Below are 11,596 nucleotides of genomic sequence, written 5' to 3'. Positions count from 1 at the left end.
TAAGTCCACTCTCTTCTACACCTACAAGGGCCGCGCCAACTCCGGTGACGACAACGGGGACGGCGGCGACAACGGAGGGGTCGACGGCGAGGAGTGACTGATCGGGCCCGTTCGCCCGAGGGCGAACGGGCCCTTTCCTCGGCTGGCCCCGATCGGCGTCAGTCGAACATGAAGAGGTTGTCGCAGGACTCCAGCTCGTTTCCGTCGAGGTCCTGGACCACGACATAACTCAGCTTCATGCGGCCGTCCTCACCGTCCAGGTTTCCGGGGTAACCCTTGGTGGCGATTCCCGTGCAGATGGCGTGATAGAAATCTGGCCCGTCCAATTCAATGACCCGGACGATGACCTCGTTCTCGTTTTCGGAGTCAATCCACTCGACCGTGGGAATTTCGTCGTCGAATCCGCCGGGATGGTCGAAGACGAGCTCGCCGTCGACTTCCTTGGTCCAGCTCGAGTAGTAGTCGTCCCTCGCTGCCTCGGCCAGGCTCGGCTCCGGCTCCGCCTGGGGTGTGTCCGACTCCTCCGGGCTGTCGGGGAAGAAGGCGACGATGGCGAAGACGAGCAGGAAGGCGACGCCGATCGCTCCGAGGCAGCCGTAGGCGATCTTGTGGGTGGTGGGGGTGGACATCTGACTCCTGTCGGGAAATTTCCGTTGCGCGCCGTGATTTTACCAGCACCCCGGTCGGGTGTGTCATTCCCCGGTGCGGGCTCTCTTGTTGCTGGCGCGGCTCGCGCTGTTTCTCTTTCTCGGTGATGCGCCGGAGTCCGTTTCTCTGGAATATTCTTTTATTTGGGAAGGGAGTCGCTTATGTCTTCTTCGGCATCTGTGGTGCTTAAGTTGGCACCCGAGCTTTCGGGGGTTGGCGAATTAATCGAAAAGCAACTAAAAAGCAAACTGAAAAAGGCCGGTGTCGCCGGTGGAAACGAGCTCGGGGCCGCCATCGTCAAAGGCACCAGACAGGTTCTGGGCCAGGGCCTGACCGGTCTCGAAGCCGATGTCCAACGCTTCGGAGGACGCGTCAAGGGCAGACTCGAGAGCAGCCTCGGGTCCAGTGGTGAGACCGCCGGCAAGAAGATGGGGGAGGTCGCTGGGAACGCCGCGGGGCGGGCTCTGGAGGCAGGGCTCTCCCGTGCGGCTCCGGAACTGGGCGCGCTCGGTGCCCGACTCGGGCAGAACCTCAGCAAGGAGTTCGGGAAACTCGGTGCCGAGGCGGGGCGGAAGTTCGCGCAGAAGGTCGTCTCCGTTTCGGCCAGCGTCGTCAACCGGGGTTTCACCGCCTCGACCGGAGCCCTTCGGGACTTCGTCACCGGATTCCGCGAAGGCGAGGCTGCGGCAGCTTCGCTCGACAGCCGTATCGGCCGCATGGGCATCGCGATCAGAGGTCACCTGGACGGGGTCGCCGCCCGGGCGAGGTCCGTCGGCGAACAGCTCTACAACGCCATCGGCCAGCCGGTCGTCCGGGCCGGTGAGCAGGTGGGGCGGGCGATGCGCGGCGCCGCAGCCTCGGTCGGCCAGGCGGTCGCGCCCATCACCGAACCGTTCCGCCGGGCGATGACCTCGGTTATCGACACCATCGCCCCCGCTGACAGTGCCCTGCGCAGGTTCGCCTCCGGGGCAGGCCAACGTTTCTCCGCGTTGGGCGTCCGGGTACGCACCTCGCTCGGTGCGGCCTTCACCAAGGTGCGGGAGGGTGCCCGCGCCGCCGCCTCCGCGGTCGGTACCGCTGTAGGCAACGCGCTGAAGACCCTCGGCACCCAGATGAGCAGTGCCCTCTCCCAGATCGGTGTCGGCGACCTAGGCCAGGCTCTGGGGAGCTCCTGGGGGCGCCTGGACGCGGTGGACCGCCTGCGTTCGGCGCTCCAGGGGGTGACCAGTGACGGCAGGGAGACCGAGCGCATCCTGAACTCCGTGCTGGGGGTGGCCGGAGCCACCGCGTTCGACGGGGCCCAGTGGGCCAACGCCGGGCGTGAACTGATCCAGATGGGGGTCTCCGCCGACCGCCTCGCACCCACGATGGCCGCTCTGGGTGAGATCGCGGCCTCGGGAGGCAAGATCACCGAGGACTCCCTCACCAATGCGGTGGGAGCCTTCAAGGACCTGGCTGCCAACGGTGAGATCACCAGCGCCAGCCTGTCCGCTTTCGGGGCCGCCGCCGAACCGATCCAGGAACATCTGCAGAATGCCTTCGACAAGAAGAGCCTCGAAGAACTCTCCCAGGCCATGCGGGAGGGGGAGATCACCACCGACCAGGTCATGGCGAGCATCGTCGAATCCGTGGAAGGCGGGATGGACGGTGTCAGCGGTTCCATGGTCCAAGCCAGGGGCACCTGGGAAGGCACCATGAACCGCATCAAGAACGCCGTCACTGGTGCTCTGGGCGACCTCATCGAACCCCACAAGCCCAAGATCGAGGCGGGCCTCAAGAAGATCGGGGAGGTGTTCGACGAACTCCCCGCCCACATCGACAGGATCATTGCCTTCGTCAAGGAATCGGGGATCGGACAGGCCTTCGCTGGCGCCTTCAACGGGGTTCGGGAGGGTCTTTCCTCGCTCTTCAGCACGCTGGAACAGATCGCCCCCAAGATCCAGGCGTTCTTCTCCTTCATCAAGGAGAACAAGGGGACGATCGGCTTGCTCGCGAGCGCGCTCATCGGGGGTGTCGCCGCGTTCAAGGCCGTCACAGCGGCTACGGCTCTCTTCAACGCGGTCATGAAGATGAACGCGATCGGTCTCGTCGTTGTCGCCCTGGCTGCTCTGGCCGCGGGTCTGGTCTACGCCTACAACAACAGTGAGACGTTCCGGGAGGTCGTGGACGCGGTGTTCTCCTTCGTCAAGGACATCGCTGAGGACGTCATGGGCTTCTTCACCGAGACGCTGCCCGGGATGTGGGAGGCGTTGAAGGAGAAGGCGCAGGAGTTCTGGGACGGTCTGGTCGGTCTGATCGAGATGGCCTGGGAGTGGATCAAGGCGATCATCGCGCACCACCCGTTCGTGATCCTGTTCACCTACTGGGACGAGATCAAGGAGGTCATCGGGCAGGTCTGGGACTGGCTGGTGGAGAAGACCACTCAGGTGTGGGCCTCGATCATCGAGACGATCACCGGGGTGGCGCAGGGGATCGCGGACTTCCTGAGTGGGATCTGGGATTCCATCACCTCGGCGGTGGAGGCCGCCTGGACGTGGGTGACGGACCTGATCTCGGGGGCCTGGGACTCGATCCTGGCTCTGGTGGGTTCGGCCGTCCAGTGGGTGGTGGACCGGGTCACCTCGTTCCGTGACCGGGTGGTGGCGATCTTCACGGCGGTGCGCGATCGGGCCCAGGAGATCTTCACGGCGGTCCGGGAGCGGGTCGTGGCGATCGTGAGCGCTTTGCGTGATCGGGCGGTGGAGGCGTTCTCGGCCATGCGCGACCGGGTGCGGGACCGGATCGAGGGTCTGATGACCACGGTTCGGGAGATCCCGAACAAGGTGAGGGAGGCGTTCTCCAACGCCAAGACCATCCTTCTCCAGGCCGGTAAGAACATCATCACGGGTCTGATCGATGGTGTGAAGAACATGATCGGTTCGTTGAAGGGCGAGTTCTCCAAGGTCACCAACATGATCCCGGACTGGAAGGGCCCGCGCCGGGTGGATCGGCGGCTGTTGACTCCGGCGGGTCGGATGATCATGGACGGTCTGATGGGCGGTATCGACGACAAGCTGCCGAATCTGCGCGGACAGTTGGGGGACGTCACCGGCGAGATCAGCAGCCGCATCGTCCCGCCCTCCCTGGAAGTGCGACGGCACGCCGCGAGCACGGGCGGGCCCGCCGCGGCCCAGCCCACCATCCAGGTCGTCAACCACTACCCCCAGGCCGAGCCGACCTCGGCCACCGTCAACCGTTCCCTCCAGTACGCCGCCGCGATCGGAGTGGTGTGACCATGCCCTTCCCCACCTATTCAGTGGACGGGGTCGCCCTGGACTCCCCGGGGTGGCACCTGGCCCCCGGAACCCAGCTGCGACCCCTGCCCGCGGTCCGGTCCGTCGAGGTCCGGCTGCCCGGCCGGGCCGGGGACGTACCCGTCCTGGGCCTGGACCACGAGGCCACCAGCCTCGGTCTGACCCTCAACGTCACCGACCGCGACAACCAGGGGCGCCGGGGCGGTTTCCCCGGGCTCGAACGCAACCTGGAGGCCCTGGCCGGGCTCTTCGGAACCCGGCACCGCCTCCTGGACCTGCGCTACCACGTCGACGCGCGCACCACCCGCCGTGCGGACGCCGAGGTGATCTCCTCGGCCGAACCCGAGGTCGACGTGGCCTCGGCCCGTGCCCGCCTGACCGTGCTCGTCCGGATCCCGGGCGTGTACTGGCGGGGGACGGACCTGTCCACCTGGCAGGCCCGCCTGCTCACCGACCCGCCCGAAGAGGGGACCGTGGTCAGCTGGCTCTCCGGCTCGACCGCGCCGGTCACCGACGCGCGGGTCGAGATCCGCGGCCGGGCCGACCACCCCGCGGTCGTGGACGTCGCCACCGGCGGCGGCTTCACCTGGGCCGGGTCGCTCAGCCCGAACCAGGGGCTGGCGGTGGACTGCGCGGCCATGCGCGCCCACCGCTTCCCGCTGGACTCCCCCGGGGAGCACGAGGACGTCACCGGCCTGGTCAGCGGGATCGGACCGGGCTCGGCCTCCCGATGGCTCCACCTCACCCCGGCGCCGGTGCGCGCAAACCCGCACCAGCGGCACGTCAGGGTCCGCGCGAGCGCGGTGTCCGCGGGTGAGGCGACCGAGATCCGGATCAGCGCGAGGAGGTCATTCCTGTGAACGGTTTCGATATCCGCCTGGTGGCCCTGGCTCCCAACGGGGAGGAGCTGGGGCCGCTGCCGTATCCGAACAGTGTCGAGGTGGGTCAGCCCTACAACGACCTGCCGTCCCTGCGCGTGGACTACTCCGCCCACGCCCCGGGCGCCTCTCACCTGGAGCGGCCCTGCGAGGTGGCCGTCCAGACCTACGACCCTGGTACCGGGGAGTGGACCGAGGGGCCCGACTCCCGGTTCCTGCGGGTCAAGCGCTCCGGCGACCTGACAGACCCGACCGGTAACCGCTCCTACCAGATGCCCGGTTACGGGTGGCAGCTGCGCAAGCTCCGCCTCTACCCGTCCGCCACCGGCACGGAGACCGAGGAAGGCAAGCGCGCCTTCGCGGGCGCCACGGTCGGCACGGTCCTGCGCACCTGGATCAACGAGGGGCGCTCCCGGGGTGCCCTGCCCGGCCTGGAGGCCGACTTCGACACCCAAGTGGACTCCGCGGGCCGGGAGTGGGACACCGCCCTGACCCTCGACTACGAACTCGGCACCGACCTGCTCTCCGTCCTGGAGGGCATGGCCGAACAGGGGGTGTGCGACTGGCGGTTCGAGGGACGGACGCTGCGGGTGTTCGCCCCCGACACCGTGATGGCCCGCGACCTGGCCTCGGGGCCGGCCCCGGTCGACCTCAGGCTGGGTCGCGACATCACCGAGGCCCCCACTGACGCCAGCCTGGAGGACCTGGTCTCCCACCTGTTCGTGGCGGGGGACGAGGGCTTTCGGCTGGAGGTGGACAACCCCGGGGCGCAGATGCCCTGGGGGCGCTGGGAGGACTACCTCACCCAGGGCGGGGTCAGCGACGAGGGCACGGCACGGCTGCTCGCCGGAGCCGCCCTCCAGCGCGGGGCCCGGGAACGGGTCCAGATCACCCGGGGGCTGATGCCGCGGGTCGCACGCTGGCTGCCCTGGCGGGACTACCGCCCCGGCGACCTGATCCTGGCCCCGGACGGGGAGGGGCACATGGCGTCGCTGCGGTTGCGCCAGATCACCCTGTCCCGCGACCAGGACGGGGCGGTCACCGGAAACCTGGTCCTCAACGACCGCTTTCTGGAGGCCGAGATCCGCCGTGCCAGGCGCACCACCGCCCTGACCGGCGGCAGCGTGGGCAACGGCGGCAGCGGGGCGCAGCCCGCTCCGGAGGGCCCGGACACCCGGCGCCCCGTTGCTCCCCAGGGGTTGGCCGTGCACAGCGACGCCTACCTGGACGCCGACGGCGCGGCCCAGGGGTACGCCGGGCTCACCTGGTCGCCGGTGGACACCGCCACAGACGGCGGTGCCATCGACACGGGCGCCTACCAGGTGTACGGGCGCCGCAACGCCACCGGCGAGGTGTGGCGCCGCCTGGTGTCGGTGGACCACCCCGACACCGCGATCGGCCTCTCACCCCTGCCGGTCGGCCAGGAGTGGGCCTTCAAGGTCCGGGCGGTGTCCTCCCGCAACGGGCTGGCCGGACCGTTCGGACCGCAGGAGGTGGTGACGCTGGCCAGTGACACGGAGGCGCCGCCGGTGCCCTCCGCCCCGCTGCTGTCCACCCGCCTGGGGGTGATCAGTGCCGAGTGGGACGGCGCCGGAGCCGGGGGAGAACCCATGCCCGCCGACTTCCGGCACGCCCGCCTGTGGATGCGCGGCGACCAGGGCTGGGAGCACCGGTTCGACTACCAGGGGCCGCCCCGGGAGCCGTGGACGGTCGAACACGGCACCCTCGCGGTCACGGACGAGGGGCTCGCCCTGAACGGATCGGCCACCCTGGTCCGCGACCTGGGCGGCCTCGACCAGACGCTGGAGCTGGTGGCGCGCCGGGTCGACGAGGACCGGGGCACCCTGTGGCTGGCACCGCGTGCGGGCCAGGCCCCGGAACGGGGGAGCCACTACACCCCCGAGGTCCCGGTCGACCTCTACGAGGTACCCCTGGGGCAGAACGTCGTCGTACGGATCCAGACCCAGGGCACCCGGGTCCGGGCGTGGCTGGACGGGACCCTCGTCCACGACGCCCCGCTCACCTGGGGACAGCGGTTCGGCACCCGGTTCGCCGTCGAGGGCACCGGGGTCGTTCTGCGCGAGGCGCGCGTCCCCGCCACGGACACCTGGGAGCCGATCGCGCTCCTGGAGGGGCCCACCACGATCACCGTGGCCGGACAGCCCTACAACACGCCCCGCTGGTTCCGCCTCACCGCCGTCGACCGCTCGGGCAACGAGTCCGACCCGAGCGCGGAGGAGGTCACCCGGACCGAACCCCTGGTCGACGTCGACCTCCACCCGGGCACCGTCAAGGCCGCCCACATCCAGGCCAACGCGGTGACGGCGGACAAGATCGACGCCGGTGCGGTCGAGGCCGGGCACATCCGGGCCGGGGCAGTCGAGAGCAGGCACATCACCGCCGACGCCGTCAACGGCAAGACGATCACCGGTGCCGTGGTGCGGTCCTCGGCCGGGCCGGGCCCCCGCTGGCAGGCGGACGGCAACGGGATCCGCTTCTGGAACCAGAACAACCAGGTGACCTTCAACGCCAGAACGGCGACGGGCAGCGTCCTGGCCACGGGTCGGTTCCAGACCGCCAGCAGCGGGAACCGGGTGTGGATCGACGGCAACCTCCGGGGCCGTCCGCGGATGGAACTGCACACGGGTGACACCAGCCAGGCGCAGCCGAGCGTCTTCGCCATGGGCCAGCAGTCGGACGGGTTCCCCACAGGTTCCCTGGTGGTGAGCGGCCGTGAGGCGAGGGTCAACAGCACCGGCCGCGCCGACCTGGTCCTGGAGCACGGCGGCGATTTCAAGCTGGTCCAGCACCACGGCGCCAACAGCGGAGTGGGGATGCACAAGGCGGGTCGGACGCTGAGGTTCCGAGGTGCCCTGCCCAGCGGGATGTTCGGCGGCACCAACACCTTCATGGCCCGTGGCTTCAACCCCCAGGGGGAGAGATGGACGGGGTGGCAGTGGTCCTGGGGGACGCCGATCCCCTCGGGCCGGTCCGCCATCCCCTTCGTCCAGCTCCGCTCCGGCAACCCCGAAGGCATGTCCGTCTCCGTCAGCGGGGCGAACTCAACCGGATTCAGGATCGAAAAACGCCCGTCGGGAGCTCAGCACTACTACCTGTGGGCTGTTCTCAAGGAAGGAGGGCACGGCGAATGACGGCTGTGCGCATGTATTACCGGGACGACGACCGGGTGGACGTCGTCGAGGGGGAGCGGATCAGGTCGGTGCCGCTGGAGGCGGTGGCGACACGGCTGGAGCTCCTGGGCTACACCGACCCGGCCGACGGCCTGGCTGCCTGCCTGGCCGAAATGGATCAGGTCGAGGACGACGACTCGCACCCCTACGACCAGGTCTACGAGACCTATCTGCCGTATCTGAGACGGGAACGGGGCTACCGCGACGTCGAGGAGCCCGAATCCGCCGCCGCGCAGGGCGGTCCGGGCCGGACGGGGGCGCTCTCCGCTGGCCCGAGCGCCGACGAGCAGCCCTCCGCCGGGCCCGGAGCCGCATCGGAGGCCGCCCTGGCCGCAGCGCTGGATGAGGCCCGCCGCAGGGCGCGCACGCAGCTGGGTGCCCCCGAACCGGGGGCGGGCCGGTCCGCGGCCGCCACCGTGAGCGGCATCTCGGCGGTGAGCCGATCCGGCACGGCCTCCCCGTCCGCTGAGGAGACCGCGTCCCACCAGGAGGTCCTGGCCCGGCTCCGGAACGAACCCCTGATCGCCGAACTCCGCGCGGAGTTCAGGGACCAGCTCGTTCCACCGATGGAACCCCGGGGGAGCGCTTGACGTCCCCCGCACCCGAGCACAACCCCTTCTCCTCCGTGGTCACCGCGCGCGACGTCTACGACGCGACCCGCGAGACCCAGGCCGACGTACGCAACGCCCTGACCCGGCTGACGGCCCTGGAGCGGGAACACGCCGAGTTCAGACACCGGCTCACCGCCCTGGAGCGCTGGCGCTACGCACTCCCGATCACCGGGATAAGCGCCGCCCTGGCCGCCTTGGGCGCGGTCCTCACCGCCCTGATCGGTTGACGCCCCCGGGTCCCGTCCGCACCGCGGCCGGGACCCGGCCGCCGTCCGACCCGTTTTCTCTTCTCTCCGAAGGAACCGACCTTGCCTGTCCCCCTGTCCAACCTGCCCGACGACTTCCACCGGGTCCGTGTCCGCGGCCGCTGGGCGCTGCTCCGCGGCGAGCACGCCCAGGGCATGGTGACCTTCCGGCCCAGCGTCGAATGGCTCATCTCCCCCGAACACGACCTGATCATCATGGGTGTCGACCTCGTCGAACCCATCAACGGTCAGGGCGAGGTGGACCTCGAACTACCGGCCACCGACGACCCCGGCCTGGTCGGCACCCCCTTCCACTACGACGTGGTGGTGGAGATCCCCGGGCTGGAGCCCTACGAGTTCTCCCTCGTGGTTCCGCACGACGCGGAGGAGGTGGACCTGTCGGCGGTGGTCCCGCCCGGTCCCGAACACCCCGAACCGCCCGAGCCCTACGTCCTCAGCGTGAACGGGGAGACCGGCCACGTGTACGTTCCCGAGGGGCCGCCCGGCGAACGGGGGCACCAGGGTGAGCCGGGGCCGGTGGGCGACCAGGGCCCCGAGGGCGAACGCGGCCCCCGGGGCGAGACCGGGGAACGCGGCCCGGTCGGCCCCGGCCTGTCCGCGCGGGGCGAGCTCGAGAGCACCGACGACCTGCCCGAGGAGGGCGAACGCCTGGGCGACGCCTACCTGGTCGACGGGGTCCTGCACGTCTGGAACGGCGACGCCTGGCAGGACATGGGTCCGCTGCGCGGCGCCGACGGCCGTGACGTCCACCTGCGCCTGTCCCAGAACGCCCTCCAGTGGCGCCACACCGGGCAGGAGTGGGCTGACCTGGTGGAGCTGGCCGACATCACCGGACCGGCCGGCAGCGACGGTACCGACGGCGGGACCGGTCCGCGCGGCCCGCGCGGAGACCGTGGACAGGCCGGGGACTCGGCCTGGACCTGGTCGGCGCCGCACGGGGGCGCCACCCCGCCGCAGGCCGTGCCGCACCGCCACTACAACACCCTGGGGGAGGAGCGCGAGCTGGTCTCCCTGCACGCCGCCGTGGGCACCACCGGCAACGCCGACATCGTGGTGGCCCTGGACCGGAACGGCACGCAGGTCGGTGTCGCCACGATCCCGGGTGGCGGACACACGTCCCCGGTGGTGGGGTTGGAGGAAACGCTGGGAGCCGGGGAGTACCTGGAGGCCCGTGTGGTGCAGGGCGACGCCAGCGCCCGTGCGCTCACGGTGGAAGCGCGGGTGCTCTGATGCCGACCTCGGCCTTCAACACCTGTGGCGGAGCCCCGGGCCACCTGGTCACCGCTGGGGGAGGCAACCCCCACGGGGACACCTGGCAGGCGGTCGAGGGTCATGTGGCCTACGACGAGCGACCGGACCAGCCTTGGCCCGCGATCCGCCTGGGCTCGCCCGTATCCGGTCCCTCCTCGGTCGAGTTGCCGGCGGCGGGGGTGAGCACGGCGTCGGTCTACCTGTGGGTGCCCGCCGGGGGCCGCTGCGAGCTCTCCCTGCGGCGTGCGAGCGGTGCGGCCCCGGTCATCGAGTGGGACACCGGCGCTCTGCGGCTCGGCGGACAGGAGTTGCCGGAGGCGGAGGGAGCCCAGGCCCGGAACCGTCTGGTTCGGGCCCAGATCAGGGTGCGCTCCGGGGGGACGGACTACCGGCTCAACCACCGCAACCCCGAACTGACCGCCCCCGACCTGGAGGTCGAGGGCCCGGCCACGGGCACGGGCGAGGGGGTGGCGGTCGCCGTGCCCGCGGGGCACACGGCGTGGATGATCCAGCTCAGGGCGGGCTCCGGGCCCTGGTTGGGGAGCGCGATCCTGCGGCACGGTTCGGAGTTCGCCCGTGAGGTGACCCTGCTCCAGGAGGACCTCATCGCCGCCGGGTACGAGCTGCCGCAGTTCGGTGCCGACGGTGGCTACGGCAATGAGACGGTCGACGCCGTCATGGCCTTTCAGGAAGACCACGGCCTGTTGATAGACGGTTCCGTCGGGCAGGAGAGCCGTGGCGTGCTGAACGCGCTTGTCAACGCGGACCGGTACACGACCGCGGACGGGCACACGGGGTGGGGGATCCCGTTGGGCTGACAGGGACGGGTGTGCGCGGAAGAACTTCCGCGCACACCCGTTTTCGGCGCGCGAATTGTGTCATCGGGCTCAGTCGAGGACAAGGGGGGCGCTGGTTTACTCCGTCGGATGGCCGGATCCGGCCACCTTGACCCGTGGGGAAGAAGTCCCAGGTGCGACGGGGTTTCATCTTTCAAACTTATCGAACGTGAGTTCGAAGAAGCCTCTGTTTTCCCCTGGCCTCTTGCGATCTACTCGTGTTCGATGATCATCTGTGGACGTTTGGTGTGAGAGTCGTGGAACGAGGTACGAATTCTGATGGCTGTGGGCCGGGGCGTGACTGACGAGGGCCGGGTGGTCTTCCAGGCCTGTGCTCCTGAGGAGCTGCCGGGGGCGGTGGCCACTGTGGCCGGGGTTGCCGGGCTGGTCGTTCTCGTTCGTGAGGGCGCGCCCGTGGGCGAGGTGATGGCCGACGCCCGACTCCTGTTGGGCGAGGAGCGGCTGGTCGCCCTTCGCGGGTGGCTCGACGGGTTCAGGGCGGGGGCGGTCAAGCGGGGCGAGTGCTCGAAGTCATAGAACGCAAACTTTGGCAAAGTTGTAGTCATTGGGGTCGATCGGTGGTTCTTCGATCTTCCCTAGCCATCGGAATTTGGTTGATGTT

9 protein-coding genes are annotated in these 11,596 nt (G+C 69.7%); 8 read left to right on the top strand and 1 reads right to left on the bottom strand.

Annotated elements, in window-relative coordinates:
* Nucleotides 1–158 precede the first annotated feature (158 nt).
* Nucleotides 159–629, bottom strand: a complete 471-nt coding sequence (locus tag D457_RS0123410; protein ID WP_017583111.1) for a hypothetical protein — start codon at nt 627–629, stop codon at nt 159–161.
* A 447-nt stretch (nt 630–1,076) separates the two neighbouring features.
* Here D457_RS0123410 and D457_RS37585 point away from each other — a divergent pair, with 447 nt between their 5' ends.
* The 8 genes from D457_RS37585 (at nt 1,077) to D457_RS0123370 (ending at nt 11,511) form a co-directional block, all read left to right on the top strand.
* Entirely contained in the window at nt 1,077–3,920 is a 2,844-nt protein-coding gene (locus D457_RS37585) for a phage tail protein (protein WP_017583109.1), read from the top strand.
* Nucleotides 3,921–3,922: 2 nt separating this feature from the next.
* A complete protein-coding gene (locus D457_RS0123400) occupies nt 3,923–4,801 on the top strand; it encodes a hypothetical protein (RefSeq protein ID WP_026116948.1) in 879 nt (292 codons plus the stop codon).
* Nucleotides 4,798–7,971 (top strand): hypothetical protein, encoded by a 3,174-nt coding sequence (locus D457_RS0123395; protein WP_017583107.1) that lies wholly within the window; start codon nt 4,798–4,800, stop codon nt 7,969–7,971. Before D457_RS0123400 ends, D457_RS0123395 begins: the two co-directional genes overlap by 4 nt.
* Nucleotides 7,968–8,600 (top strand): hypothetical protein, encoded by a 633-nt coding sequence (locus D457_RS0123390; protein ID WP_017583106.1) that lies wholly within the window; start codon nt 7,968–7,970, stop codon nt 8,598–8,600. Before D457_RS0123395 ends, D457_RS0123390 begins: the two co-directional genes overlap by 4 nt.
* Nucleotides 8,597–8,848, top strand: coding sequence for a hypothetical protein (locus tag D457_RS0123385; RefSeq protein ID WP_017583105.1), 252 nt, complete (start codon nt 8,597–8,599; stop codon nt 8,846–8,848). The genes D457_RS0123390 and D457_RS0123385 overlap by 4 nt, the downstream gene beginning before the upstream one ends.
* Nucleotides 8,849–8,929: 81 nt before the next feature.
* The gene (locus tag D457_RS0123380) at nt 8,930–10,117 is read left to right on the top strand and encodes a collagen-like triple helix repeat-containing protein (RefSeq protein WP_026116947.1); all 1,188 of its coding nucleotides are present in this window, start codon (nt 8,930–8,932) and stop codon (nt 10,115–10,117) included.
* Nucleotides 10,117–10,956, top strand: coding sequence for a peptidoglycan-binding domain-containing protein (locus tag D457_RS0123375; RefSeq protein ID WP_017583104.1), 840 nt, complete (start codon nt 10,117–10,119; stop codon nt 10,954–10,956). Before D457_RS0123380 ends, D457_RS0123375 begins: the two co-directional genes overlap by 1 nt.
* A 297-nt stretch (nt 10,957–11,253) precedes the next feature.
* The gene (locus D457_RS0123370) at nt 11,254–11,511 is read left to right on the top strand and encodes a hypothetical protein (RefSeq protein WP_017583103.1); all 258 of its coding nucleotides are present in this window, start codon (nt 11,254–11,256) and stop codon (nt 11,509–11,511) included.
* Nucleotides 11,512–11,596: the final 85 nt, after the last annotated feature.

The sequence above is a fragment of the Nocardiopsis valliformis DSM 45023 genome (assembly GCF_000340985.1).
Classification (GTDB): Bacteria; Actinomycetota; Actinomycetes; order Streptosporangiales; family Streptosporangiaceae; genus Nocardiopsis; species Nocardiopsis exhalans.
Note: the sequence above shows the minus strand (reverse complement) of the source record. Positions and strands in the feature narration are given on the sequence as shown.